At 73.6% G+C, this 26,519-nt stretch carries 23 protein-coding genes and 1 riboswitch; of the genes, 17 read left to right on the top strand and 6 right to left on the bottom strand.

The genetic code is table 11. The annotated features are described in order from the left end of the window. Positions 1-7 precede the first annotated feature (7 nt). The 3 genes from H7A72_RS11440 to H7A72_RS11430 are packed head-to-tail and all read left to right on the top strand — an operon-like array spanning position 8 to position 3,767. Positions 8-1,912 carry a glycosyltransferase family 4 protein gene (locus H7A72_RS11440; RefSeq protein WP_185220599.1) on the top strand — a complete coding sequence of 635 codons (1,905 nt, stop codon included), beginning with the start codon at positions 8-10 and terminating at the stop codon, positions 1,910-1,912. Beyond that, on the top strand, positions 1,909-2,919 hold the full coding sequence (locus H7A72_RS11435) for a lysylphosphatidylglycerol synthase domain-containing protein (protein ID WP_185220598.1): 1,011 nt from the start codon (positions 1,909-1,911) through the stop codon (positions 2,917-2,919). Before H7A72_RS11440 ends, H7A72_RS11435 begins: the two co-directional genes overlap by 4 nt. Further along, positions 2,919-3,767, top strand: coding sequence for a methyltransferase domain-containing protein (locus H7A72_RS11430; RefSeq protein ID WP_185220597.1), 849 nt, complete (start codon positions 2,919-2,921; stop codon positions 3,765-3,767). Before H7A72_RS11435 ends, H7A72_RS11430 begins: the two co-directional genes overlap by 1 nt. Before the next feature lie 4 nt (positions 3,768-3,771). On the opposite strand, the gene H7A72_RS11425 is transcribed toward H7A72_RS11430, so the two are convergent. Beyond that, a complete protein-coding gene (locus tag H7A72_RS11425; RefSeq protein ID WP_185220596.1) occupies positions 3,772-4,590 on the bottom strand; it encodes an aminoglycoside phosphotransferase in 819 nt (272 codons plus the stop codon). A 32-nt stretch (positions 4,591-4,622) separates the two neighbouring features. Between H7A72_RS11425 and H7A72_RS11420 the strand changes: the two genes are divergently transcribed. Further along, the gene (locus tag H7A72_RS11420) at positions 4,623-5,543 is read left to right on the top strand and encodes a DNA-3-methyladenine glycosylase (RefSeq protein ID WP_185220595.1); all 921 of its coding nucleotides are present in this window, start codon (positions 4,623-4,625) and stop codon (positions 5,541-5,543) included. Between the two features lie 18 nt (positions 5,544-5,561). Here H7A72_RS11420 and H7A72_RS11415 read toward each other — a convergent pair whose 3' ends face one another. After that, positions 5,562-6,398: a 2-phospho-L-lactate transferase CofD family protein gene (locus H7A72_RS11415; protein WP_185220594.1), complete on the bottom strand. Its 837-nt coding sequence runs from the start codon at positions 6,396-6,398 to the stop codon at positions 5,562-5,564. 179 nt (positions 6,399-6,577) lie between these two features. Between H7A72_RS11415 and H7A72_RS11410 the strand changes: the two genes are divergently transcribed. From H7A72_RS11410 to H7A72_RS11400, 3 genes are all read left to right on the top strand, one after another. After that, positions 6,578-6,847, top strand: coding sequence for a WhiB family transcriptional regulator (locus tag H7A72_RS11410; RefSeq protein ID WP_072625172.1), 270 nt, complete (start codon positions 6,578-6,580; stop codon positions 6,845-6,847). A 14-nt stretch (positions 6,848-6,861) separates the two neighbouring features. Further along, a complete protein-coding gene (locus H7A72_RS11405; protein ID WP_185220593.1) occupies positions 6,862-9,933 on the top strand; it encodes a glycosyltransferase in 3,072 nt (1,023 codons plus the stop codon). Positions 9,934-10,008: 75 nt separating this feature from the next. Next, positions 10,009-11,400, top strand: a complete 1,392-nt coding sequence (locus H7A72_RS11400; protein ID WP_185220592.1) for a DUF5719 family protein — start codon at positions 10,009-10,011, stop codon at positions 11,398-11,400. A gap of 21 nt (positions 11,401-11,421) precedes the next feature. Here the strand turns inward: H7A72_RS11400 and H7A72_RS11395 are convergent, their stop codons facing one another. Further along, positions 11,422-11,817 (bottom strand): metallopeptidase family protein, encoded by a 396-nt coding sequence (locus H7A72_RS11395; protein WP_223277615.1) that lies wholly within the window; start codon positions 11,815-11,817, stop codon positions 11,422-11,424. 71 nt (positions 11,818-11,888) lie between these two features. On the opposite strand from H7A72_RS11395, the gene H7A72_RS11390 reads away from it, so the two are divergent. From H7A72_RS11390 to H7A72_RS11365, 6 genes are all read left to right on the top strand, one after another. After that, positions 11,889-12,272 (top strand): DUF3499 domain-containing protein, encoded by a 384-nt coding sequence (locus H7A72_RS11390; RefSeq protein WP_072625168.1) that lies wholly within the window; start codon positions 11,889-11,891, stop codon positions 12,270-12,272. Between the two features lie 43 nt (positions 12,273-12,315). Then, the gene (locus H7A72_RS11385; RefSeq protein ID WP_185220591.1) at positions 12,316-13,749 is read left to right on the top strand and encodes a phosphomannomutase/phosphoglucomutase; all 1,434 of its coding nucleotides are present in this window, start codon (positions 12,316-12,318) and stop codon (positions 13,747-13,749) included. A gap of 1 nt (position 13,750) precedes the next feature. Beyond that, the gene (locus H7A72_RS11380) at positions 13,751-13,942 is read left to right on the top strand and encodes a Trm112 family protein (RefSeq protein ID WP_185220590.1); all 192 of its coding nucleotides are present in this window, start codon (positions 13,751-13,753) and stop codon (positions 13,940-13,942) included. A 7-nt stretch (positions 13,943-13,949) separates the two neighbouring features. Next, on the top strand, positions 13,950-15,125 hold the full coding sequence (locus H7A72_RS11375; protein ID WP_185220589.1) for an SIS domain-containing protein: 1,176 nt from the start codon (positions 13,950-13,952) through the stop codon (positions 15,123-15,125). Then, positions 15,122-16,546: a mycothione reductase gene (locus tag H7A72_RS11370; protein WP_185220588.1), complete on the top strand. Its 1,425-nt coding sequence runs from the start codon at positions 15,122-15,124 to the stop codon at positions 16,544-16,546. The genes H7A72_RS11375 and H7A72_RS11370 overlap by 4 nt, the downstream gene beginning before the upstream one ends. A 70-nt stretch (positions 16,547-16,616) precedes the next feature. Further along, a complete protein-coding gene (locus H7A72_RS11365) occupies positions 16,617-17,579 on the top strand; it encodes a DUF808 domain-containing protein (RefSeq protein ID WP_185220587.1) in 963 nt (320 codons plus the stop codon). Positions 17,580-17,584: 5 nt separating this feature from the next. On the opposite strand, the gene H7A72_RS11360 is transcribed toward H7A72_RS11365, so the two are convergent. After that, positions 17,585-19,048, bottom strand: a complete 1,464-nt coding sequence (locus H7A72_RS11360; protein ID WP_185220586.1) for a DUF222 domain-containing protein — start codon at positions 19,046-19,048, stop codon at positions 17,585-17,587. Positions 19,049-19,224: 176 nt separating this feature from the next. Here H7A72_RS11360 and ahcY point away from each other — a divergent pair, with 176 nt between their 5' ends. Then, positions 19,225-20,670: an adenosylhomocysteinase gene (gene ahcY / locus H7A72_RS11355; RefSeq protein WP_084450359.1), complete on the top strand. Its 1,446-nt coding sequence runs from the start codon at positions 19,225-19,227 to the stop codon at positions 20,668-20,670. A 96-nt stretch (positions 20,671-20,766) separates the two neighbouring features. On the opposite strand, the gene H7A72_RS11350 is transcribed toward ahcY, so the two are convergent. Both H7A72_RS11350 and H7A72_RS11345 read right to left on the bottom strand, forming a co-directional pair. Then, positions 20,767-21,738, bottom strand: coding sequence for an MsnO8 family LLM class oxidoreductase (locus H7A72_RS11350; RefSeq protein WP_185220585.1), 972 nt, complete (start codon positions 21,736-21,738; stop codon positions 20,767-20,769). Positions 21,739-21,747: 9 nt separating this feature from the next. Beyond that, positions 21,748-22,095: a multidrug efflux SMR transporter gene (locus tag H7A72_RS11345; protein ID WP_185220584.1), complete on the bottom strand. Its 348-nt coding sequence runs from the start codon at positions 22,093-22,095 to the stop codon at positions 21,748-21,750. An 11-nt stretch (positions 22,096-22,106) separates the two neighbouring features. Continuing rightward, positions 22,107-22,173: riboswitch (guanidine-III (ykkC-III) riboswitch) on the bottom strand. A gap of 91 nt (positions 22,174-22,264) precedes the next feature. Here H7A72_RS11345 and mtrA point away from each other — a divergent pair. Genes mtrA through H7A72_RS11330 form a run of 3 tightly spaced genes read left to right on the top strand, consistent with a single transcriptional unit; the run spans position 22,265 to position 26,444 of the window. After that, the gene (mtrA, locus tag H7A72_RS11340) at positions 22,265-22,942 is read left to right on the top strand and encodes an MtrAB system response regulator MtrA (protein WP_084450423.1); all 678 of its coding nucleotides are present in this window, start codon (positions 22,265-22,267) and stop codon (positions 22,940-22,942) included. Positions 22,943-22,944: 2 nt separating this feature from the next. Next, positions 22,945-24,669, top strand: coding sequence for an MtrAB system histidine kinase MtrB (gene mtrB, locus H7A72_RS16910; protein WP_191322184.1), 1,725 nt, complete (start codon positions 22,945-22,947; stop codon positions 24,667-24,669). Continuing rightward, on the top strand, positions 24,666-26,444 hold the full coding sequence (locus H7A72_RS11330; protein WP_185220582.1) for a GerMN domain-containing protein: 1,779 nt from the start codon (positions 24,666-24,668) through the stop codon (positions 26,442-26,444). Before mtrB ends, H7A72_RS11330 begins: the two co-directional genes overlap by 4 nt. Positions 26,445-26,519 lie beyond the last annotated feature (75 nt).

The following is a 26,519-nucleotide window of genomic DNA, read 5'->3' as shown; positions in this document are numbered from 1 at the left end:
CCACGACATGGATGACGCCACGTTGAAGATCGCGGTCGTCGGGCCGACCCACCCCTACAAGGGCGGCGTGGCCTCGCACACCACGACGCTCGCCCACGAGCTCGAGGCGGCCGGTCACGACGTGACCCTGGTGTCCTGGAGCCACCTCTACCCGAGCTTCTTCTACCCGGGGGAGCAGTCGGTGCCGAGCTCCGGCGACCCCGACGTCCCGCCCTTCCCCCGCACCGTCCGCGCGCTGTCCTGGGCCCGTCCCGACTCGCTGGTGCGCGCCGGGCGCAGGCTGCGCGAGGTCGACATCATCATCGTCGTCCACGTCATCCCACCGGTCGTCCCCCTGCATCTGACGCTGCTGCGGGCCGCCGGCGTCGGCCGCACGGCCATGACCGGCCGTGGGCCGCGCAGCGTCGTCATCGCCCACAACGTCCTGCCGCACGAGCCGCACCCCGGTGACGCGGCCCTGATGCGCACCTTCTTCCGCCGGGTCGACGCCGTCGTCGTCCACTCGGCCGAGCAGTCGCGGCTGGCCCGCGAGCTCGACGCCGAGCACGTCGTCGTCACCGACCTGCCGCCGCACCTGCCCGGGGGCGACCCCGCGGAGCGACCGGACCACCGGGGCCCGGCCCGGCTCCTGGCCCTCGGTCTCGTGCGCGGCTACAAGGGGATTGACGTGCTCCTGCGCGCGATGCTGCGGGTGCCCGACGTGACCCTCACGGTGGCCGGCGAGATCTGGGGCGACGCCGGCGACGAGATCCGACGGCTCGCCGAGCACCGCAGCCTGCGCGACCGGGTCGAGATCCACAGCGGCTACGTCCCCGCCGAGCGCATCGCGCCCCTGCTCGCCCAGCACGACGTGCTCTCGCTCACCTACCGCAGCGCGACCGCGAGCCAGAACGTCCTGCTCGCCCACCAGCACGGGCTGGCCGTGCTCGCCTCCGACGTGGGGACCTTCGGCGACCAGGTGCGCGACGGCGTCGACGGCTACCTCGTGCCACCCGAGGACGAGGACGCGATCGTCGAGGTGCTCCAGCGGCTCGTCGACCCCGACGAGGTCGCGCGCATCCGCGGGGGCGTCACGCCGCCCGACCTGCACGCGCCATGGGCCCGCTACGTCGGCACCCTCGAGGCGCTGAGCGCCCCCGACGTCCTGGCCGACCCGACCTTCGCCGCGCCGGCGCGCCGCCAGTCGCGACTCGGGCGGATCGCCGACCGGGCCGAGGACGTCGTCGCCCTCGCCCGCCTCGCCCGTGACCGTCGTCGCCCCCGGCTGGAGCTGAGCCGCAGCGACTTCCCGGCGTGGGTGCGCGCCACCGACGTCCTCGCCCACGACGACGAGGCCCGGCGGGCCCGCGAGCTGGCGCGCGACCTCGGGCTGCCCCGGGGCGGTGACGAGCTCGCCGAGTGGGCGGCGCTCGGCGCGCTCGAGGTGCTCGTCGGGATGCAGGACGACGGCGGGCGGCGTGAGGCACTGATCATCGACGCCTCCGGCAGCGGGTCCCCCTTCGGCCGGTGGGCCCGGGCCGCGGGCTACGTGCCGGTCGAGGTCGAGCTCACCGGAGCCCGCTCGTCGATGACCCTGCTCGACGTCGACACCGCCACGCTCGACGTCGTCACCCGGCTCCACCCCGACGACGCGACCGCCGCCGACATCGACGAGACGCTCACCCAGGCCGGCTGGGCCCTGCGGTCCGGCGGGCTGCTCTGCCTCACCCTCCCCGTCGGCGGCACCGGCGAGGACGTCATCGGGGGAGCGGCCGACCTGCGGGCGGTCGTTGCCCGCGCGGCCGACGCGGGCTTCGCGCTCGTGGGTGACGTCGACGGCGACCTCACGGCGAGGCTGCGGCACGCCTCGCGGGTGAGTGCCGACCCCGACGCCGCCCACGCGCTCGTCCGGCTCACGCTGCGGCGCCGATGAGCCGGGTCGGGGCGGGAGCGCCCGGGAGGCCGCGGCGGACCCGGCGCAAGCGTGTCCTCGACGTGCTGCGCATCGGCTTCCTCTTCCTCGTGCTCGTCGCCGTCGGGGCCGCCCTGTGGTCCAACTGGGAGGAGGTCCGCGGTGACCTCGGGCGGATCGGCCCGGTGACCCTCCTCGCCGCCACCGCGCTCGCGATGCTCTCGCCCTTCGTCACCGTGCTCGGCTGGCGGGTGCTGCTCGCCGACCTCGGGTCCCGTCTGCACATCGCGCCCGCGAGCGGGGTCTTCTTCGTCGGGCAGCTCGGCAAGTACCTGCCCGGGTCGGTGTGGTCGGTCGTCGTGCAGACCGACATGGCCCACCGGCTGGGCGTACCGCGGCGGCGCACGGCGGTCGTCGGGCTGCTGACGATCGCCCTCTCCGCGCTCACCGGCATGATCCTCGGGCTGCCGGCGCTGCCCGTGCTGCTCACCCGCGGGGACGCGGTCGTGCCGTGGTGGTCGCTCGTGCTCATCATCGGCGTGCTCGGGGTGCTGCTCTGGCCGCCGGTGCTCAACCGCGGCATCCGCACGATGCTGCGGCTGCTGCGCCGCGACCCGCTCGAGCACGACCTCACCCACGCGGCCGTCGGCCTGTCGAGCCTGTGGTTCGCCAGCTCCTGGCTCGTCGGTGGGCTGTCGGTGTGGGTCATGGCACGCAACCTCGCACCCGACGACGCCGACGCCTCGCGCCTGCTGCTCGTCGCCGTCTCGGGCTATCTCCTCGCCGCCGGCATCGGCATGTTCAGCATCGTCGTGCCGGCCGGCGTGGGGGTGCGCGACGGCGTGATGATCCTGCTGCTCGCCACGTCGATGTCGGTCTCGGCGGCGACCGCGGTCGTCGTCGTGGCCCGCTTCCTCACCGTCCTGGCCGATGTCGTCTGGGCCGCCGTCGGGTGGCTCTGGGCGAAGACGCACGACCTGCTCCCTTCGCCCGCCGGCCCGGGCGCCGCCCCGCAAGGAGATCGCTGATGACCGACCCGATGCCGACCGGCCAGGTCGCGGCTCCTCCCGGCGGCCGCCTGCTCGCCCTCGCCAAGCGGGGTGCCGAGCACCTGCTGTGGGGCCGCGTCGCCGTCCAACGTCGCCTGGAGGTCCGCACGAAGGGGGCCCGCCCCGTCCCCACGAGCGTGCCCCCGACCGGCGTGCTCACCGACGAGGCGACGTGGCGGCGCGCCACCGAGGAGGCACGCCGGCTCCGCCTGCCGCTCCACCGCGATCTGCCGAAGAACTGGGACGCCCTCGGGGCCGTCGCCGCCGTGCTCGACCTCGTCGACGACGGCACCCGCAGCGCGCGGGTCATGGACGCCGGCAGCGCCCGTTACTCATCGGTGCTGCCGTGGCTGCGCCTCTTCGGCTGCGGCGCCGCCCCCGGGTCGCTCATCGGCATCAACCTCGAGTTCGGCCGGCAGGTGACCCGCGACGGGGTGGTCTTCCGCTACGGCGACGTCACCGACACCGGCCTGCCGACCGGGCACCTCGACGCCATCACCTGCATGTCGGTCATCGAGCACGGCGTCCCGCTCGAGGGCTTCGTCGCCGAGTCGGCGCGCCTGCTGCGCCCCGGCGGTGTGCTCGTCGTCTCGACGGACTACGACCAGGACCCGCCGGACACGACGGGCAAGGTGATCTACGGCTCGCAGGTCCACATCTTCTCGCCGGACGAGATCCGTGACCTCGTGGCCATGGCCGACCGCCACGGCCTCGAGCTCGTCGGCACGATCGATGAGGCGACGCTGGCGCACAGCGAGCGACCGGTCCACTGGGCGAGGATCGACCTCGACTACACCTTCATCCTGCTGACCTTCCGCAGGCGCTGAGGCCTCAGGGCCGGATCCGCGCCAGCAGCGGCCCGAGTGCCGCCTCGTAGGCCCGGAGGTCCGCCGGGCGGTCGCTGACGATGCGGAAGATCGCCGCCCGCAGCATCGCCTGCCTGCGCGGGCCGGTGACCCATGCGTCCATGGCGAGAGGATCAGCGTGCCCGCGCACCACTCCGTCGAGCACCGCCGTCGCCTCGGCCCACAGGGCCGGCCGCCAGTACGGGGCGAGGTCGATGACGACGGGAGCGCCTCGCGGGTCGAGCAGGATGTTGCCGGCGAGGTCGCCGTGGACGAGCTGCGCGGGCCCGAGGTCGGTGTCGTCGCGTGCCGCGGCCAGACGCGCGAGCAGGTCGACGCGCTCGGCCCCGACGGCGTCGGCAGGCAGCGGGCGCTCGCCGAAGGCCACCCGCTCGGCCTCGGCCCACCGCCCCACCGGAGGCTCCTGCGCCGGCGGCCAGGAGGTGACGACCCGGGCGAGCTCCGCGTGCAGCACGGCGCCGACGGCCCGGGTCGCGGCGAGGTCGGTGAGCTGTCGGGTCCCGGGCTCGAAGCGCGAGGCGGCCCAGCCGTCGACGACCCAGCTGCCGTCGCGTGCGGGCACCGGCATCGCGATCCGCAGGTCGCGGTGGTCGCGCCCGGGGCGCATGTCGAGGTCGACCGCCAGCCGGGCGAGCACCGGGCTGAGCAGGTCCTGGACCCGTGGCCCACGCCCGGGGGAGAGCACGAGGTCGCCGGCGCGGACGCTGCCGCCCTGCCCGCCGGTGAGGGGCTCGATGTCGCCCGGGACCGCAAACATGTCGAGCACGTGCTCCGTCGGTCGCATGCCTGTCACCGTACGGCGGCACAATCGACGGCGTGACCTCCGCACCCATCACCCGGCGCCACCGCCCGCCGGTGCCCGTCGACCTCGGGCTGGTGCTGCCCCCCTTCGTCCGTGGTGCCGGGGACCCGACGAGCCACCGCGCCCGCGACGGCTGGTGGTTCGGCTGGACCACGCCGGCCGGCACCGTGACCCTCCACCTCAGGGCCGAAGGGAGCGATGTCGTCGCCTCGGCGTGGGGAGACGGTGGCGACTGGGTGCTCGACCGGCTCCCTGACCTCGTCGGCGGCCGCGACGACCCCGAGGCCTTCGTCCCGCACCACGAGCTCGTCGCCCGCGGGTGGCCGCGGATGCGCGGCTGGCGGGTCCCTGCCAACGGCCTCGTCGTGCAGATGCTCGTGTGCTCCGTGCTCGAGCAGCGGGTCACGGGGCGCGAGGCCTTCAGCAGCCAGCGCCAGCTCGTGCGCCGCTACGGCTCGCCCGCCCCGGGGCCCGGCGAGGAGCTCGGGCTGATCTGCCCGCCCACGCCCGCCGAGTGGGCCCGCATCCCCTCGTGGGCCTGGCTGCGGGCCGGCGTCGACAGTGCCCGGTCACGTGTCGCCGTCGGCGTGGTGCGCGTGGCCGGACGGCTCGACGAGTGCGCCGACCTGCCGCTGGAGCAGGCGCACGCGCGGATGCGCTCGCTCCCCGGCATCGGTGTCTGGACCGCCGCAGAGGTCGCCCAGCGTGCTCTCGGCGATGCCGACTCACCGAGCTTCGGTGACTACCACGTCGCCAAGGACGTGACGCTCGCGCTCGACGGGGTCGTCGGCGACGACGCCCGCATGGCCGAGCTGCTCGAGCCCTATGCCGGTCAGCGCTATCGCGCCCAGAGGGTCATCACCGCCACCGCCGGCCACCGTCCCCGCCGGGGCCCCCGACGGTCCCTGCCGACCCACCTGCCGACGCGCTTCTGAGGCGGCCGGCCGGGCGCGTCAGGCGTGGGCGAGGACGTCGGCGGGGGAGGCGTCGGTGGGCAGCCAGGTGACGCGCAGGTCGCGGTAGAGGCCGGCGACACCGGAGGCCGTGGGGTCGATGCCGACGGCGGCCAGCGAGGGGCCGAGGTCGGTGAGGTCCGGGGTGATGCCGACGATCGTCGCCGAGGTGCCGCGGAGGGCGTCACGGACGCCGGGGACGCCGAGCACGATGCCGATCGACAGGACCGGGTCACCCCCGGGGAGCACGACGACGTCGGCCTCACGGATCGCGTCGAGGACGCCCGGTGCCGCCGCGGCGCGGTCCATGCCCGCGACGACGAAGCGGGTGGCGGTGGGGGAGCCGAGCTCGTGGCGCCACTGCTGGACGTGGACGGCTCGCTGCTCGTCCTGCTCGTCGAGGACGACGTGGGTCTCGACGGGGACATCGCTCATGGGGAGCAGCCGGACCCCCTGCGCCGGCAGGCCGCGGCGCTCGGCGAGGCGCTGGGTGACCTCGCTGGGCGTGGCGCCCTGGCCGAGCCATGCGGTGCGGGCCAGGTGGGTGCCGATCTCGCGGTCGGTGACCGGGTACCACTGGGGCTGGACGCCGAGGGCGTGCAGCTCGTCGGTGACCAGGGAGGGGGCGCCGCCGGCGGTGCCGGGGTCGTCGGGGGAGAGGTCGGCGAGGAGCCCGTCGATCTCCGGGGAGATCCGCAGTCCCCACAGGGAGATGTCGTCGCCGGTGTTGGCGATGACGGTGACCTCGGGGGCCGGGGCGGGGCCCTCGGGGTGGTCGACGAGGCCGCGGACGAGTCGGGAGCCGGCGGGGCCGCCGGAGATCACGGTGATGCGCATGGGGACATGCTCTCAGCCGACGAAGGGAGCGCCGCCCCCAGTGGACCGTTCGACGCTTCCATAGCCTGCTCGGCTTGACGACGCACGCATGACACGCATGTAATTACAGACATGTCAGGCCGAAGAACCATCGGTGTGGCGTGAAGTACAGGGTCGAGTGCCGAGGTCGAGGAGGGACCATGCACGAACTTCAGCTGATCACCGGTGGAGAGCTCGCCGACGAATCCACGGAGCTGTCCTGGCAGGAGCGTTCACTCTGCGCCCAGACGGACCCCGAGGCGTTCTTCCCCGAAAAGGGAGGATCCACGCGCGAGGCCAAGAAGGTCTGCGTCGGGTGCGAGGTGCGACAGGAGTGCCTCGAGTACGCCCTCGAGCACGACGAGCGCTTCGGCATCTGGGGTGGCCTGTCCGAGCGCGAGCGACGCAAGCTCAAGAAGCGCGCAGTCTGACTGTCGGCGAGGTCGTGACGCAGCCCACCCCCGCGAGTTCCACCGCCACACCCTCTCGGCGGACGACGGCGCCCCCGGCGACCGTCACCGCAGTCGTCGTCGCGCGCGACCGTGAGGGGGCCGGGCAGGTCCTGAGCGCCCTCCTCGCCCAGGACCGTCTGCCCGACCGCATCCTCCTCGTCGACGGCGCGATCGACGGACTCGGCGACACGAGCGACCTCCTCGCTCCGGTCGGCGAGGCCGACATCGAGGTCCTCACCACGACCCTCGGCCCCCGACGCGGGGTCCGCCGGATCCTGCCGGCGATGATCGACCGGTTGCCCCGCGCCGACGTGGGCCGCGACCTCGTGTGGGTCCTCACCTCGCGCACGCGACCGCACCCCCAGGCGCTGCGCCGTCTCGTCGCCGCCAGCGGCCGGGGTGTCGGTCTCGCCACGCCCAAGCTCGTCGACGAGCGCGACCCGAGCCGCCTCGTGCGGATGGGCCTGCAGGTGACCCGCTCCGGCCGCATCGTCCCCCACCCCGAGGCCGGCACGACCGACCAGGGCCAGCACGACGCCGACGTCGACGCCATCGCCGCGCCCCTCGAGGGGCTGCTCATCGACCGTGACACCTACGAGCGGCTCGACGGGCACGACCCCTCCCTGGGCGACTTCGGTGGCGACCTCGACCTCGGCTGGCGCTCGCAGCGGGCCGGCCGCCGGGTCGTCGTCGTCCCCACGGCCGCCGTCGCGGTGCAGCCCACGGCGGCCGAGCGGCACCCGTCCCACGAGCACCGGCGTCAGGCCCGCCGGGCTGCGCTGACCCGGGCGCACGTCGCGACCGCGCCACTGCTCGCGCTGTGGGTCCTGCTGAGCAGCCTCGTCACGGGGCTGGCGCTCGTCGTCCTCAAGCGCCCCGGCATGGGGGCCGACGAGCTCGCGAGCATCCCCGCCGCTCTCGACCTGCGGACCCTCCGGTCCCGGCTGCGGGGGCGAGCCCCGCGCGAGGTCGCGCGCGCCGACCTCGACGCGCTCTTCGTCACCCCCGCCGACGCCCGTCGTCGGATCGTCGACGATGCCCGCAGCGGCGTCGGGCGCGATCCGGGCGTCGAGGCCCGCTCCCTCGAGGTCGAGCGCAGGGGAGGGTGGTTCGCCCACCCGCTGCTGTGGCTCGTCCTGCTCGCCGCGGGGCTGTCCGCGTGGTCGGCCCGCCACATCACCGGCGAGCTGCGCCACCGCGTCGACTCGGGTCTGGTCGGCGGCGAGCTGCTCGGCGGTCGCGCGACCGCCGGCCAGCTCTGGGACGCCTGGTGGACCGGCTGGCACGGTCAGGGCTGGGGGGCCGCGGGCGAGCAGAGCCCCGCTCTCGTCGTGCTCGCCGGGCTGTCGGCGCTCGTCTCCTGGCTCCCCGGCCTCGGCGCGAGCCACTCGCCCGCCGGTGTCGTCCTCGCCCTCCTCGTCGTCACGGCCCTGCCGGTCGCGGCGGCCACCGCCTGGGGCGCCAGCCGCACCTTCTCGACGCACCGGTGGGTGCGTGCCGCGGCCGCCCTGGCGTGGGTGACCACCGCGCCGGCCGCGCTGGCCGTGGGCGAAGGGAGGATCGGTGCCCTCCTCGCGCTGGTCCTGCTGCCGCGCATCGCCGCCGGTCTCGTGCGCGCGACGCGCCGTCACACCGCCTACAGCGACACCGTGCGCACGGCGCTGTGGGCGACCCTGCTCGCGACCGTGGCCCCCGTCTTCGGAGTGGCGACGGTCGTCGTCGGCCTCGGTCTGCTCCTCGTCGGTGACGCGCGCCGTCGGGCCCGCGGGATCACCCTCGCGCTCACCCCCTTCGTCCTCGCCGGGCCGTGGCTGCTCGCGCTCCAGGCGCAGCCCGCCCGCCTGCTCTCCGGGTGGGGTCTGACCGACCTGCAGATCGCGACGCCCGCGACCCGGCTCGCCCTGGGGCAGCTGCCCGGTGGAGCCCCGACGACGTGGTGGACCGCGGCGGTCCTCGCCCTCGGGGTCCTCGCCTTGGCCGTGCCCGGCCGGCGCCCCGGCTCGTGGGTCGCCGCCGGAGTCGGTCTGGTCGGTCTGGCCTGGACCCTCGGGGCGCCGCACCTCGTCCTCGGCCACCGTCCGGCCGGTGCCGCGGACCCGGGGGCCGCCGTGACCGCGTGGGCCGGCCTCGGCCAGATCGTGCTCGTCGGCAGTGCCCTCGTCGCGGTGCTCCTCGCCTCCGACACGCTGCCGGACCGGCTGCGCGGTGCCGGCCGTCGACTGTGGCTCCTCGTGCCGGCGGTCGGCCTGACCGTGGCGGCCGTCGGCAGCGGGGTCGTCGTCGGCCAGCACTCCTACGGCGACGGGCTGACGACCTGGCGCGACCCGCGCCCGCTCGTTGCGACCGCCGCTGCCGAGGGGGATCTGGGCGCCAGGACCCTCGTCGTCGAGCCCGCCGGCGAGGGTGTGACCTACCGCCTCGTCGGGGCCGAGCCCGGTGACCTGGTGCGCGACCTGGCCGAGAGCTCGCCCCCCGTACCCGGCGAGGAGGACGTGGCGGCCGCCGTCGCGCAGCTCCTCGGCGCCGGCGAGGGGCAGCGGCTGCCGGCCGACGTACTCGCCGAGCAGGGCGTCTCCCACCTCGTCGTGGTCGACCCGAGCGAGGCCCGGCGCCGACTCGTCGACGCCTCACCGGGCCTGAGCCGACTCGGCTCCAGCGCCGGGACCACGACCTGGGCGGTGCGCTCGGACCTCACCGGCGATTCCGTGCCCTCGCGCGTGCAGGTCTCCACCGAGCGGACCAGCGAGGCCGTCGCCGTCGAGGGCCCGCACGCCGACACCGACGGCGACGTCTCCGTCCCACGGGCCGACACGCTCACCATCGCCGAGTCGCTCGACTGGAGCGACCGCGCGCAGGTGCGCGCCGACGGGCGCCTCCTCACCGCCCAGACGCACAGCGCGGTCCCGACCTACGAGCTGCCGGAGCGCACCGACGAGGTGAGCGTCTCCTTCGGGGCCGGCCACCCGTGGTGGAAGCTCGGGCAGGGGATCGCGCTCGTCCTGGCCCTCTACCTGGCCCTGCCGACCGAGCGGCGGATCGACCCCGACGAGGAGGACGCCCGATGAGCCCGTCCCGCCCCTGGCTGACCCCGGTCTCGCGGGTGCTCGCCGTCGCGGTCGTCGCCGGTGCCGGCGTGGTCGGTGCCGACCGCATCGGGGCCGCGCCCGAGGCGACCTCCGCCCCCGGACGGCGCGTCGAGCGCCGCGCCCACCCTGACGACCTCCTACTGCCCTGGAGACCCCTTCGCGGGTGGGGCAGAGGACTCCCCGGCCGTCGACGTCACGGGGGCGATCGACGCGATGGCCGCTCCCGGCGAGGTGCTCGACGGTGTCGTCAGCCCCTCGGACGACCCGGGCCGGATCACCGTCGAGGAGTTGTCGAAGGCGAGCGCCACCGACCCCAAGGACTCCTCCGAGAGCGGCCCGACGCAGGTGTCGCGCGACGAGCTCGGCGCCGAGTCGGTGCGCGTGCGGGGCACCGGCGAGCGGGCTCCGGGCCTCGTCGCGACCGAGTCCTTCACCGCCTCCGGTGAGGACGTCCAGGGTCTGGCCGCCCTCCCGTGCGCCGCTCCCACGGCCGATGCGTGGCTCGTCGCCGGCGGCGGCGACCGCGGCCGGCAGGAGCGGCTCGTCCTGACCAACCCGGGCGGCAATGCCGTCAGCGCCCGGGTCGAGGCCGTCGGTGCCGATGGCGGCGGCGACGCCAAGGACCGCTCGGTGGTCGTGCCGGCCGGCGGCCGCAGCACCGTGCTGCTCGACAGCCTCGGCGGCACCGAGGCGCCGCAGGCCGTGCACGTGACGACGACCGGCGGTCTCGTGGCCCCGGTGATCGTCGACCAGCATCTCGACGGGCTGACCCCGGCAGGCGTCGACGTCGTGGGCCCGACCGCGCAGCCGGGCACGCGCCTGGTCCTCCCGGGCAATGCCAACGGCTCCGACCGCGGTCTGGTCATCGCGGCTCCCGGCGATCGCGACGCCGTCGTCCAGGTCCGCCGGCTGAGCGAGGATGCCGCCCGCAGCGCCGAGGTCGTCACCGTCCCGGCCGGTGAGGTCGTCGACGTCGACCTCGAGACCTCCGACGGCATGCGCTCCTGGGTCGTCGAGTCCGACGAACCCGTCGTCGCCGCCTCCTGGACCCGGGCCGAGGGCACGCAGGGGCGCAGCGACATGGCCTGGTCGGTCGCCACGCCCGCGATCGGGCGACTGGCCGGGGTGGCGCTGCCGAGCGCGAGCGCCGACGACGCCCGGACCTTCGTCGAGGTGACCGCGGCCGACGCTCCCGCCGAGGTGGAGGTGCTCGTCTCCCGGGACGGTGAGGTGAGCACCGAGGAGGTGAGCCTCGACGAGGCGCGCAGCAAGGCGCTGCCGGTGGGACGGGCCGATGCCGTGTGGGTGCGCCCGGTGAGCGGCCGCGTGCACTCCGCGGCGCTCGTCCTGAGCGCGCCCGGCGCGCAGGAGGCGCAGGCCGCCTCGCTGCCGCTGCTGCCCTCGCGTGTCGCCGTGCGCGACGTGCCGGTTGTCCAGGCCCGCTGACCTCCCTTCGCCGGGTTGGGCTCAGCGGGGCGGATCGACCTCGTCGGGGTCGACCCCGAGCAGGCGCGCGACCTGCTCGACCATGACCTCGTGGACGACCTCCGCCTGGTCGGTGCCGCGGGAGATCGTCTCGACGGGGCGGCGGTAGACGACGATGCGCGCCGGCAGGGGCCCGTGCGCCGGCCACAGCCGGGCGAGGGGCACGCCCTCCTCCCAGCCGGCGGGGTCCGACGGAGGGATGTCCTCGACGGCGAACTCCACGTCGGCCCACCGGCGCCCGAGCACGCCGCGGAAGCGCTGTGCGGTGTCGATGACGAGGTCGTCGAAGGCCTCCGCCCGGGTCGCCATCGCCGGGACGGCAGGGTGCGCGAGCGGGCCGCGCAGGCCCCGGCCACGACGATCTCGATGACGACTCACCCTCCCGATCGTAGGTGGCGGCCGACGGCGTGGCGTCGCACATCGCGGCGATCGTGGCCTAGCCTGCACGGGTGTCCGTCTCTCGCCAGTGCTCCCGTGCCGCGTGCCCGCGACCGGCGGCGCGGACCCTGACCTACGTCTACTCCGACTCCACGGTCGTCCTCGGCCCGCTCGCCACCTACGCCGAGCCCCACGCCTACGACCTGTGCGACGACCACGCCGACCGGCTCACCGCTCCTCGCGGCTGGGACGTCGTGCGGCTGGCCGCCGACCAGCCGGCGCCGGCCACCCACGACGACCTCGTTGCGCTCGCCGAGGTCGTGCGCCGCCGCCCCGAGCCGCAGACCGACTCCGAGCGCACCCGGCACGTCGCCACCAGCGCGCGACCGGAGCCGACGAGCGTCACCGAGACCGGTCGCCGAGGCCACCTGCGCGTGCTGCGCGATCGCGACTGATCCCGCACCCCGACGCCCCCGTCGGGCGAACTAGGCTGGCGCGGTGACCACCACGCTCTCCGACTTCGTCAAGGCCTACGACGTGCGCGGGCTCGTCCCGCAGCAGCTCAACATCGACGTGGCGCACGCCCTCGGTGCCGCTTTCGCCGAGGTCGTCGCCCTCGAGGAGGGCGCCTCGGCCGTCGTCATCGGTCACGACATGCGCCCCAGCTCCCCGGAGCTCGTCGACGCCCTCGCCCGCGGGATCACCGCGCGTGGGGTCGACGCGATCCTCATCGGGCTGGCCAGCACCGACGGCCTCTACTACGCCAGCGGGGCGCTCGGGCTGCCGGGCGCGATGTTCACCGCGAGCCACAACCCGGCCCGCTACAACGGCATCAAGTTCTGCCGCACCGGGGCCCGCCCGGTCGGGCAGGAGTCCGGTCTGGCGCAGATCCGCGACCTCGCCCAGGCCCACCTCGACGCCGGGGTGTCCGCCTTCGACGGGGTCCGCCCCGGCACCGTCACCCGACGAGACGTCCTCGTCGACTACGCCACCTTCCTGCGCGGCCTCGTCGACCTGTCGGGCTGCCGCCCCCTTCGGGTCACCGTCGACGCCGGCAACGGCATGGGTGGGCTGACCGTCCCCGCCGTCCTCGGCACCGACTCGGGGCTGCCCGGCCTGCCCCTGACGATTGACCCGATGTACTTCGAGCTCGACGGCACCTTCCCCAACCACGAGGCCAACCCCCTCGACCCCAAGAACCTCGTCGACCTCCAGGAGCGGGTCCGCAGCCACGGCGCCGACATCGGCATCGCCTTCGACGGCGACGCCGACCGCTGCTTCGTCGTCGACGAGCACGGTGACCCGGTGAGCCCGAGCGCGATCACGGCGATGATCGCCAGTCGCGAGATCGCCCGCGAGGTCGCCGCCGGTCGCGCCGCCGCCGACGTGGCGATCGTGCACAACGCGATCACCTCGGCCGCGGTGCCGCAGATCATCACCGAGGCCGGTGCCCGCCCCGTGCGCACGCGCGTGGGCCACAGCTACGTCAAGGCCGACATGCGCGAGCACGACGCGGTCTTCGGCGGGGAGCACTCGGCGCACTACTACTTCCGCGACTTCTGGTTCGCCGACACCGGCATGCTCGCCGCGATGCACGTGCTCGCCGCGCTCGGCGAGAGCGATGCCCCGCTGAGCCAGGTCATGGCGCCCTACGAGCGCTACGTCGCCTCCGGCGAGATCAACTCGACCGTCGCGGACGCCGCCGCCGTCACCGAGGTCGTGCGGTCGCGGCACGCCACCGAGGGGACGAGCGTCGACGAGCTCGACGGGCTCACCGTCACCCTGCCCGGCGCCGACGGCGCCCCGCAGTGGTGGTTCAACCTGCGCCCGAGCAACACCGAGCCGCTGCTGCGGCTCAACGTCGAGGCCGCCGACGAGGCGACCATGGCGCGGGTGCGCGACGATGTCCTGACGACGATCCGAGAGGCCTGACATGAGCGAGTCCACGATGCAGCCCTGGCTGCGCGAGATCCTGCGCTGCCCCGCGTGCCGCGCCGAGCTGCGCGACGAGACCGGCGCGGCCGGCCCCGAGCTGGTGTGCACCGGCGCCGAGTGCGGCCTGGCCTACCGCGTGGACGACGGCATCCCCGTCCTCCTCGTCGACGAGGCCCGGCCCCGGGGCTGAGGCGACCATGGCCCCCTTCGACGAGACGCTGCTCGACGACGAGGGGCACCGTCGCGCCGTCGACACCACCGACATGCTGCGGGCCCTGGCGGGCTCCGGGGCCCAGGTGCGGCGGGCGATGACCACCTGTGCCGAGACCGATCTGGCCGGTATCTCGCGCGACCGTCCCCGGGCGGTGCACGTCGCCGCGGTCGGGGGAGCGGAGGCGGTCGGCTCGGTCCTCGACCTGCTCGTCTCGCGCAGCGGTCCCGTCCTGCTGAGCGCCGACGGCTCCGGCCCGCTGCCGGGCTGGGTCGGCACCCTCGACCTCGTCATCGCCGTCTCCCTCTCGGGGCGGGCCGAGGGCCCCGTCCGCCAGGCGCGCGAAGCCGCCCGGCGCGGCGCCCAGCTGCTGACGATCGGCGCTCCTGACAGCCGGCTCGCCGATGCGGCCGCGCACGCCCGCGGGGTGCACGTGCCCGTCGAGGTACCGGGTGGGCACTCGCGCACGGCGATGTGGGGGCTGGTCACCCCCGCGCTCTTCGCCGCCACCGCCTGCGGGGTCGCCGAGGTCCCACCCGAGGTGCTCGCCGCCGTGGCCGACCGACTCGACGATCAGGCCGAGCGCTTCCGGCCCGATGCGGAGTACTTCGTCAACCCCGCCAAGACCCTGGCCCTGGAGTTGTCCGAGCTGGCGCCCGTCGTCCTCGGCGACGGACCGGTGACGGGCGTCGCGGCGCACCGAACGAGCGCGATGCTCGCCCGCACGGCGCGCACGCCCGCCACCTGGGGCCGGCTGCCCGATGCGGCGGCCCAGGTCGTCGCCTGCCTGTCCGGTCCCTACGCGGGTGGCCAGCAGGCGCCCGACGGCGGGCGAGACGTCTTCGCCGACCCCTACGTCGACGGCCCCGCTGGTCCACAGCTCGGGCTGCTCCTGCTGCGCGACCCGGTCCCGGCGGCCGGCGACGACCCGAGCGAGGTCGAGCGGCACAACACCGCCCAGTCGGTCGCCGACCACGCCGGGGCCAGCGGGGTCCGGGTCCTCGAGCACACGGCCTCGCCCGGCCACCCGCTCGAGCGGCTCGCCGAGCTCGTCGCGCTCACCGACTTCGCGGCCACCTACCTCGCCATCGGTCACGGGCTCGACCCCGCGACCGCCCCCGGCATCTCCGACCTCCACCTGCCCAGAAAGGCCCCCGAGTGATCGACGTCGACATCGCTGTCATCGGCAGCGGATCCGGCAACAGCCTGCTCACCGACGACCTGTCGGACCGCAGCTTCGCGATGATCGAGGGTGGTGCCGTCTTCGGCGGTACCTGCCTCAACGTCGGCTGCATCCCGACGAAGATGTACGTCCACGTCGCCGAGATCGCCACCGCGGTGCGCGAAGGGGGGCGGCTCGGTGTCGATGCGACGCTCGAGCGGGTGCGCTTCACCGACGTGCGCGACCGCGTCTTCGGGCGGATCGACCCGATCTCCGCGGCCGGTGAGGCCTATCGCCGCGACGAGGAAGGGGTGCACCTGCTGCGCGGTCGGGCGCGTTTCACCGGGCCGCGCGAGCTCGAGGTGGCGCTGCTCGACGGTGGGACCGAGCAGGTCCGTGCCCGCCAGGTGGTCGTGGCCACCGGGTCCCACGCCGTGATCCCCGACGAGCTGGCGGCAGCCGCCGAGCGCGAGGGCGTCGAGCTGCACACCTCCGACACCGTGATGCGGCTGCCTGACCTGCCGGCGCGGATGCTCGTCGTCGGGGCCGGCTACATCGCCATGGAGATGGCGCACGTCTTCTCCGCCTTCGGTACCGAGGTCGTCGTCTCCGCCCGTGGAGACCGCCTGCTGCGCCACCTCGACGGCGACATCTCGGCGGCCTTCACCGCGGCCGCGGCGGAGCAGTGGGACGTGCGCTTCCGGACCACCGTCACCGACCTGCGTCGGACCGGCAGCGGCGTCACGGCCACCCTCTCCGACGGGTCGACGGTCGACACCGACGTCGTGCTCGTCGCCACGGGCCGCCGGCCGAGCACCCAGGACATGGGGCTGGACGTCGCCGGGGTGGAGGTCCACGACGACGACCGGGTCGTCGTCGACGAGCACGGCCGGACCACCGCCGACGGGGTGTGGTCCCTGGGCGACGCGTCATCCCCCTTCCAGCTCAAGCACGTCGCCAACCACGAGGCGCGCGTCGTCGCCCACAACCTCGCCCACCCCGACGACCTGCAGTCCTACACCCACACGGCCGTCCCGGCCGCGGTCTTCACCCACCCCCAGATCGCCTCCGTCGGGCTCACCGAGGAGGAGGCCCGCGCGCAGGGGCTCGACATCAGCGTCAAGGTGCAGCGGTACGGCGACACCGCCTACGGCTGGGCCATGGAGGACACGAGCAGCATCTGCAAGGTCATCGCCGACCGTCGTACCGGGCGTCTGGTCGGTGGGCACCTCGTCGGCCCGCAGGCGTCGACCCTCATCCAGCCGCTCATCCAGATGATGGCCTTCGACCAACCGGTCGCCGACATGGTCCGTGGCCAGTACTGGATCCACCCGGCGCTCACCGAGGTCGTCGAAAATGCGCTGCTCGGGCTCGACTTCAACCCGCCCGAGGACCACGTGGAGTCGCCGCCGCTCGCCTGAGCGCACCGACCGTCCGGCTCCCATACGCTGTCCCCGTGCACACGACCCACACGATGACCGGATCCCGGCGATGAGCGGCGGTCTCTTCGCCCTGCTCGACGACATCTCGGTGCTGGCGCGGGCCGCAGCCGCGTCCATCGACGACGTTGCCGCAGCCTCGGGCCGGGCCAGCGTCAAGGCCGCCGGGGTCGTCGTCGACGACACGGCCGTCACCCCGCGCTACGTCGAGGGGCTCGACCCCAAGCGCGAGCTGCCGATCATCAAGCGGATCACCGTCGGGTCGCTGCGCAACAAGCTCGTCTTCATCGTGCCCGCGATCCTGCTGCTCAACGCCTTCATCCCCTGGCTGCTCTCCCCGCTGCTCATGCTCGGCGGCACCTACCTGTGCTTCGAGGGCGGGGAGAAGATCTGGGAGAAGGTCTCCGGCCACGGCCACCACGCCGGGGAGGAGGAGCAGGTCGGCGACGAGGACACGATCGTCAAGGGTGCCGTGACGACCGACTTCATCCTCTCCGCCGAGATCATGGTCATCTCGCTCAAGGCGGTGCTCGACGAGGGGCTCGACGACTCCTTCTGGTACCTGCTCGCCGTGATGGTCGTCGTGGCGATCGCCATCACCCTGGTCGTCTACGGGACCGTGGCGCTCATCGTCAAGATGGACGACATCGGCCTGGCCCTCTCCAAGCGCGAGTCCGGCCTCTCGCAGACCGTCGGCCAGAGGCTCGTCTCCGGCATGCCCAAGCTGCTCACCGTGCTGTCCGTCGTCGGGGTCGCCGCGATGCTCTGGGTCGGTGGCCACATCATCCTCGTCGGCCTCGAGGAGACCGGCTGGCTCCCGCAGCCCTACGAGTTCGTCCACCACCTCGAGGAGGTCGTCCACGAGGCGACCGGTGCCCTCGGCGGCATCCTCGGGTGGCTGACCAACACCGTGGGCTCGGCGATCCTCGGTCTGCTCGTCGGTGCCGTCGTCGTGGCGGTCATGCACGTGCTGCCCTTCGGCAAGGACGAAGGGGAGACCGCCGGGGCCCACTGACCCGCTTACGCGGCCCTGAGCCACTCCTCGAGGAGGATCTCGACGCGGGACGCGGTGTGGACGTCTCGGCCGTGGCCGAGGATCGGCGGCGCGTGCGAATGGACCGTGCGCCCGGTGGGCGTGGACAGCGTGATCGCGTGGGGCCCTCCGCCGGGGTCGGGACCGTCTGCATCGAGGCCGGTCGACTCGATCCGGACGGTGAACCCCGGGGCCTCCTTGTCGAGGTTGTGGCGCTGACAGACCCCGAGACCATTGCCCGCGGAGGTGGGTCCGCCGCGTGCTGCGGGGAGGGCGTGGTCGATCTGGGTGATGGGGGCATCGCACCACGGGATGCGGCAGGTCTGGTCGCGCAGCTCGATGAGGCGTCGCAGCCCACCGGTGTGCACGCGCTGCCGGGAGGTCATGGCAACCAGGTCTCGTCCGTCTGCCCCGGTCCACAGCCGGCGCAACCAGGTGCCGGCCCCATCGTCGCCCTCGGCGGCGCACACGGCGAGGAGGTGCTCGCGAGCTTGCGTCGCGGGCACGGCCCCAAAGCCGGTGACCTCGACGCGCTCGCCGACGCCCCGGCCGCCGGCCGGACCACGCGTGGGGTCGACGACCGCGGCGTCCATGACCATCCCGATCTCGACGGGTTGGGGCTGCCCGGAAGCTCGTCCGGACAACAGCTCGAGCGCTGTATCGGCCTGCCACGCCCCCGCGCCGCGCTCGTCGGCGGCTCGCTCGGCGTCCATGACCGGGTCACCGGTGGCGGTGCGTCGGGCTGCCTCGGCGGACTTGAGCGCGGCCAGGGCACCGACCACCTGCACGACGGGGCCGAGGATGCTCAGCCGGGCCATGCCATCGGGTGCCGGTCGCGCAGAGACGTGTCGGGAGGCTGCGGCGCGCCGGCGCCGCTCGACGATGGCGGCCTGGTCGAGGTCGATGCAGGCGCGGTGCGCGGCCGCTGCCAGACCTCGGTCACCGAGGGTGGTCAGGCACTTCGTCAGGCGGCGGTCGGCCTCGCGGCGGTTGGCCGGGGACAGGCACGAGGTCTCGCGAGCGACGATGGTGGCGCGCCACTCGCTGATCCGACCCGAGGTCAGGGCGGCCATGGTGTGGGGCAGGTCGGTCACGAGCGCGCGGGCCACGCCCACGTGGCGGTCGGCCTGGCCGGGGGAGCAACGTCGCGCCAGAGCGACCTCGGTCCGCGAAGCTCTGCGCAGGACGGCGGCCTCACGTCGGGTGATCTCACCGCTGGCCCGCTGTTGCCCGGCACGCTCGTCGCGGTCGGCCACGAAGGCTGCGGTGGCTCGGGCCTGCACCGCGGACGCGGCTCCCTTCGCCGCCTCGAGCACGGCGACCACCCCGAGGAGGTCCGCCTCGCCCAGGCCGGTGACGTCGGTGCCCGACAGCTCGGCGAGCGTCGCCCGCAGACCCGCGAGCACGCCCCCTTCGTCGTCAGTGGTCGACGCTGTCGTCGGCTGCGTCATCGCGGCCCCCTTTCCCCACCACCCAGTATCGAACATGTGTTCGAGAACGTCAAGGGTTGGGGCAAGATGGTGGACCGCGGGCACTAGACTGTCGGCGCCGGCGTGGGTGATGACCCGCGACAGGCCCAGAAGGGTCGCGCCGGGTCCGATCCCACACCTGTCACAGGAGTTTTCACGTGTCCTTCGACTACAAGGTCGCCGACCTGGGCCTCGCCGAGGCCGGCCGTCACCAGATCCGCCTCGCCGAGCACGAGATGCCCGGCCTGATGAGCCTGCGCGAAGAATATGGCGAGAGCCAGCCGCTCAAGGGCGCGCGCATCGCCGGCTCGCTGCACATGACCGTCCAGACCGCCGTGCTCATCGAGACCCTCACGGCGCTGGGCGCCGAGGTCCGCTGGGCCAGCTGCAACATCTACTCGACGCAGGACGAGGCCGCCGCGGCGATCGTCGTCGGCGCCGGCACCCCCGAGGACCCGCAGGGCGTCCCGGTCTTCGCGTGGAAGGGCGAGAGCCTGCAGGAGTACTGGGACTGCACCGAGCAGATCCTCACCTGGGCCGACGGCGGGCCCAACATGATCCTCGACGACGGTGGCGACGCCACGATGCTCGTCCACAAGGGCAAGGAGTGGGAGGCCGCCGGTCAGGTGCCGCCCACGACCGACGAGGACTCCGAGGAGTTCGGCGTCTTCAAGGCGCTCGTGCGCCGCACCTTCGAGACCGACCCGCAGAAGTGGACCACGGTCGCCGCCGGCATCAAGGGCGTCACCGAGGAGACCACGACCGGCGTGCACCGCCTCTATCAGCTCGCCGAGGCCGGCGAGCTGCTCTTCCCGGCGATCAACGTCAACGACGCCGTCACCAAGAGCAAGTTCGACAACAAGTACGGCACTCGTCACTCCGTCCTCGACGGTCTCAACCGCGCCACCGACGTCCTCGTCGGCGGCAAGGTGGCCGTCGTCGCGGGCTACGGCGACGTCGGCAAGGGCGTCGCCAGCGCACTCGCCGGTCAGGGCGCCCGCGTCGTCGTCACCGAGGTCGACCCGATCTGCGCGCTCCAGGCCGCGATGGAGGGCTTCGAGGTCACGACGATGGACAAGGCCGCGACCTACGGCGACATCTTCGTCACGACGACCGGCTGCTACGACGTCATCACCGCCGAGCACATGTCGTCGATGAAGAACAAGGCGATCGTCTCCAACATCGGCCACTTCGACAACGAGATCGACATGGCCGGCCTCGCCCGCATCGACGGCGTCACCAAGACCGAGATCAAGCCGCAGGTCCACGAGTGGACCTTCGCCGACGGCCACTCGATCATCGTGCTGTCCGAAGGCCGCCTGATGAACCTCGGCAACGCCACGGGTCACCCGAGCTTCGTCATGTCCAACTCCTTCGCCAACCAGACGATCGCCCAGATCGAGCTCTTCGACAAGGCCGATGAGTACGTCGACGAGGAGGGTCGGCCGAGCGTTACCACCCTGCCCAAGCACCTCGACGAAAAGGTCGCCCGCCTGCACCTCGACGCCCTCGGCGTCGAGCTGACCGAGCTGACCAAGGGTCAGGCCGAGTACCTCGGCGTCGACGTCGCAGGGCCCTACAAGCCGGAGCACTACCGCTACTGAGCCCAGTCACAGCGGGGCCCGGAGACACCCGTCTCCGGGCCTCGCTGCGTCCGGTGGCTGAGGTACGACGCAGGAGCGTCGCAGGCCCCCGGTCGGTCAGGGGTGGAGCGTGGCGAGGGCGGCGTCGCTGTCGCGCAGGGCGGCGCGGTCGTAGGTGGAGGAGAAGGCGAGGACCTCGTCGGCGCCGGTGCGCTCGACGATCGCGGTGAGCTGCTCGGCGACGTCGCCGGCGGTGCCGTGGACCGCCTGGTCGAGGTGCCGCTCGACCTGCTCCTGCTGGCGGGCGGTGAGGCGCAGCGCAGGCTCCGGACGAAGGGGAGGGAAGGCCCCGGTCGTGCGCGACTCCACCATGGCCCAGGCCTCGGGCAGCACGAGGTCGCGGGCGCGTGCGGGTGCGTCGGCGACCAGCACGTCGACGCTGACGAGCACCCGCGGCGCGTCGTCGGGGTGGCGCGGGCGGAAGGCGGCGCGGTAGTCCGCCAACGGCGTCAGATCACCGTGAACCAGCGGCCCACCGACGACCACCGGCAGCCCCAGCCGCGCCGCGACGGCCAGACCCGACCCGGTCGCGAGGACGAAGAGCGGGGGAGCGGGCACCCCCTTCGGCATCGCGGTGACGGGACCGGCATCGGCCAGCAGGTCGACCAGGGCGCTGACGTCGCCCGCGAAGTCGTCCGGGCCGTAGTCGTGCACGCCGAGCGCGTCCCGGACCGGCGCGGTGAAGCCGAGCGACCGCCCGACCCCGAGGTCGACGCGGCCGGGGTGGAGGGCGGTGAGCATCTTCGCCTGCTCGGCCACGACGATCGGCCGGTGGTTGGGCAGCATGACCCCGCCCGAACCGACCCGGATGCGCTCGGTCCGGGCCGCGATCGCCGCCATGAGCAGGGGCGGGCTCCCGCTGGCGATGCCCGGCACGGCGTGGTGCTCCGCCACCCAGATCCGGTCGAAGCCCAGCTCCTCTGCCCGGTGGGCGCGCTCCACGGTGTCGTGCAGCGCGAGGGCGGTCGGCTCCCCGGCCCGGGTGCGTGAGCGGTCGAGCAGGCTGATCGGGACGGGCCGGGTGGTCACCCATCGAGCCTAGGCTGCCCCGGTGTCGTGGGCATCGGAGGGCGAAGGGAGCAGCTTCAGCCCGATGACCGCGCCGACGATGCCCACCAGCAGCAGGGCCTTGAGCGGGGTGAAGGTCTCGGCTCCTGTGACCATCGCCCAGGTGACCGTGAGGGCGGCCCCGACCCCGGTCCACACGGCATAGCCGGTGCCGATGGGGATGGTGCGCACGGCCAAGGCGAGGCCGCCCATGCTCAGGGCGAGGGCGACGAGGAAGAGCAGGGTGGGACGCAGGCGGGTGAAGCCGTGGGACGCGGACAGCGCCGCCGCCCAGACGGCCTCGAGCATCCCCGAGACAACGAGCACGAGCCAGGACATGACAACTCCTCGATGAGTCCGTCGTGTCGTGGTGCGGGTACGGCTCCGTCGTCCGCAGGCCCGATCGCCGGACCTCTGGTCCGAGGCTACCGGCCGTGGCTCACGGTGTCGGCCGGGCCCCTGTGTGATGATGAGCAGGCAGCTGCACACCCCGTGGGAAGGCAAGACCGTGAAGGGACGTGTCCTCGTCGTCGACGACGACCAGGCGCTGGCCGAGATGCTCGGGATCGTCCTGCGCAAGGAGGGCCTCGACGTGGCGCACGTGGGCGACGGTGCGAGGGCGATCGACGCCTTCCACGAGTCGCGACCCGACCTCGTGCTCCTCGACGTCATGCTGCCCGGCATGGACGGCATCGAGATCTGCCGCCGGCTGCGGCAGGAGTCCGGGGTGCCGATCGTCATGCTCACCGCCCGCACCGACACCGTCGACGTCGTCGTCGGTCTCGAGTCCGGCGCCGACGACTACATCGTCAAGCCCTTCAAGCCGCAGGAGCTCATCGCCCGCCTGCGCGCGCGGCTGCGCCGTGGCGACGAGCCCGAGCCCGAGCGGCTGACGATCGGCGACCTGACGATCGACGTCGCCGGTCACTCGGTCAAGCGTGGCGACCAGTCGCTCGGCCTGACCCCTCTCGAGTTCGACCTCCTCGTCGCGCTCGCCCGCAAGCCGTGGCAGGTCTTCAGCCGCGAGGTGCTCCTCGAGCAGGTCTGGGGCTACCGCCACGCCGGTGACACCCGCCTGGTCAACGTGCACGTCCAGCGGCTGCGCTCGAAGATCGAGCACGACCCGGAGAACCCCCAGATCGTCGTCACCGTCCGCGGGGTCGGGTACAAGGCAGGGCCGTCCTGACGATGACCTCGGCCCTCGACACCGAGGAGGCCGGGGCCCCGGACGCGGCGCGCGCCGGGCAGCCGGCCGAGCCCGAGCAGCCCACCGACGGCTGGCTCGTGCGGCAGGTCAAGCAGCTCGTGGGGCACTGGCGGCGCTCGCTGCGCTTCCGGGTCGTGACGAGCACCCTGATCCTCGGCCTCGTCGTCGTCTCGATCATCAGCCTGACGATGTACCGCTCGATCGCCGACGGGCTGATCGACGACCGGATCAACCGCGCCCAGGCCGAGTCGCGTGACCTGACCAACGATGCCCAGGCCCGCTTCAACAGCTACACCGGCGCCGCGGCGGCCGGCGAGCTGTCGGTCTTCGCCAACACCGTCGTCAACAGCACGCTCAAGGCGCCGGCCGGCGACGACAGCCGCTACGTCGTCTTCACCCGCAGCCTCAACAACACGACCGACGTGCGCATCCCCTCCGAGGAGTCGGACGACGTCAGCCTCGAGGCGGTCCCGAGCTCGCTGCGCCAGTCGGTCTCGGCCGACCCGACGAGGCAGTCGACGACGACGATCGAGCTGGCGCGACCGACGCACGACGACGTCGGCTCCGACCTGCCCGGCACGGCCACCACGGCCGACACCGTGCCGGCCGTCGTCGTCGGGTCGCAGGTCGAGCTGCCGAGCGCCGGCACCTACGACATCTACCTGATCTACCCCATGGACCAGGAGGAGGCGACCCTCGACACGATCTCGCGCTCCTTCATCCTCGGTGCGCTCTTCCTCATCGCGCTCGTCTCCGCCATCGCCTACATCGTGACGAGCATGATCGTCACCCCCGTCCGTCGGGCCGCGGCCGCCGCCGAGCGGCTCTCCTCCGGGCACCTCAACGAGCGCATGTCAGCGCGCGGTCACGACGACCTCGCCCTGCTCGGGCAGTCCTTCAACGACATGGCCGACAACCTGCAGACCCAGATCCGCCAGCTCGAGGGGCTGTCGAGGGTGCAGCAGCGCTTCGTCTCGGACGTCTCCCACGAGCTGCGCACGCCGCTGACGACGATCCGCATGGCGGCCGACCTGCTGCACTCCTCGCGCGACGAGATGGACCCGGTCGCCGGCCGGTCGGCCGAGCTGCTCCACGACGAGCTCGACCGCTTCGAGGAGCTGCTCGCCGACCTGCTCGAGATCAGCCGCTACGACGCGGGTGCGGCCGTCCTCGAGCAGGACCCCGTCGACCTCTTCGCCATCGTCGACCGGGTCGTCGACTCCACGGCGTCGATCGCCGACACGCGGGGCAGCGAGGTCACCATCCACCGCCAGCCGGGCCAGACGGCCGTCGCCGAGGTGGACTCCCGGCGCATCGAGCGGGTCCTGCGCAACCTCGTCGTCAACGCCATCGAGCACGGCGAAGGCCGTCCGGTCGACGTCTGGGTGGCCGCCGACGACGATGCCGCGGCCGTGCTGGTCGTCGACCACGGAGTCGGGCTCAAGGCCGGCGAGGCCTCCCTCGTCTTCAACCGCTTCTGGCGGGCCGACCCGGCCCGCACCCGGACCACGGGCGGGTCCGGCCTCGGGCTGGCGATCGCCATCGAGGACGCGCGGCTCCACCACGGCTGGCTGCAGGCGTGGGGCGAGCCGGGGGAGGGGTCGCGGTTCCGGCTCACCGTGCCCCGCACCGCAGGTGGCCAGTTGGCCTCCTCGCCGCTGCCGCTCACCCCGCGTGAGGGCGACCTGCCCCGGGACGAGGCATGAGCCCCGGCGACCTGTCCCGCCGGGGCTTCCTTGGGATCGCGGCGGCCGGCGCCCTGGCCGGTTGCGGGCTCGGCACCGACTCGACGATCCGCCCGGGTCTCGAGGTCGACGGTGAGCCGCCCGTGCCCCTCAACCGCATCCCCAACCGCCCGGAGGAGGGCGCCAGCGCCGACGAGATCATCCTCGGCTTCCTCCATGCCGGGGCCACGAGCGGCGAGCGGCTCGACATCACCCGCTCCTACCTCACCGACGCCATGGCCCGCGGCTGGATCCCCGACAGCCAGACGGTGATCTACGACGACGGCGAGCCGGAGGTGCGGCCCATCACGGGGCGCCGCAATGCCTACCGGATCAAGGTGCACGTCGCGGCGATCATCGACACCGAGGGTCGCTACACCGTCGCGCCGCCCAACCTGTGGGAGGTCTTCGACTTCGAGATGACCCAGGTCGAGGGCGAGTGGCGCATCGACAAGCTCGAGGACGGGTTCGGTCGCCTGCTGCAGGACCAGGAGGTCGGCTACATCTTCCGCGACTTCCCGGTGCACTACCCGGCCATCGGCTGGAACACCCTGGTCGTCGACCAGCGGTGGTTCCCCCAGGACCAGCTGGCGACCCGACTCGTGCGGGCGCAGCTGGGGCGCGTGCCCGACTACCTCGAGGACGCGGTCTCCACGGACAACGGCGCGCGACTGGTCGTCGACGCCGTCCCGGTGCGCGACGGGGTCGCCCGCGTCGACCTCGACGTCGAGTCCGTCGCCGACGACACGACGACCCGCAAGAAGCTCGCGGCCCAGCTCGTGGCCACCCTGATGTCCGTGCCGCAGGTGACCGAGGTGAGCATCACCCTCTCGGGCAACGCCCTTGAGCTGGGGATCGACGCACCGCTGACGACGCCCGAGCAGCTCGGCTTCGTCGACCGCACGCAGACGGGCACCCCGTCGGTCTTCGCCCGGGCCGAGGACAAGGTCGTCAAGGTCGGCGACCGGCTGTCCGCGGTCTCCGAGCAGCACATGCGCACCGCCGCGACGAAGTTCGAGCCGATCCCTGACGGCTCCCGGATCATGGGTGCGCGCCTCGACGGTCAGGAGCTGGGCGTGCTCGACCGCACCCGGCGCGAGCTGACCCGATACCGCGACAACGGCACCCACGTCGCGGTGCCGACCTTCGCCGCCGACATGACCCGCCCCTGCTACGACTACTTCGGGGTGCTGTGGGTCGGCGGCTCGGGGCTGGGCCGCGAGACGGGACACCGGCTCTGGGCCGTCAACGCCACCGCCGACACCGACGACACCTCGGCCTCGGCGCCCAAGCACGTCCCCACCCCGTGGCTGGGTCGGCGCTTCGTGCGCGCGGCCGTCGTGTCACCGGAGGGCAGCCGGATCGCGGTGATCTCCGAGGAGTCGCTGGGCACCGGCAGCACCCTCGAGGTGGCCGGCGTGGTGCGTCGGGCCAACGGCCTGCCGCTCAAGACCTCGCCGCAGACCTTCCGTGTCGGCGCCCAGCTGGTCGAGATGGTCGATGCCGTGTGGGTTGACCCGACGACGCTGGCCGTCATAGGTCGGCGCGACAAGCAGTCGGTGCTCCAGCCCTATCTCGTCCACGTCGGGGGGACGGTCGACGAGGTGGCCGAGCGACCCGGCGCCGCGCGGATCACGACCACCGGCGACGAGCGCGACATCGTGCTCATCACCGAGGGGAACAAGGTGTTCCAGCGCTCGGGTGGGCGGTGGCAGTCCTTGCCCGCCCTCACCGGTGTGGCTGCGGGAGGCGTGTGACCCTCCCTTCGTCCACAGCCCGAAGGGAGTGACCCGCGCCGTCCACAGGAGGTCACCACCGACGACCGCCGGCGT

Origin of the sequence: Janibacter sp. YB324 (genome assembly GCF_014217915.1) — a bacterium.
Classification (GTDB): Bacteria; Actinomycetota; Actinomycetes; order Actinomycetales; family Dermatophilaceae; genus Janibacter; species Janibacter indicus.
Note: the sequence above shows the minus strand (reverse complement) of the source record. Positions and strands in the feature narration are given on the sequence as shown.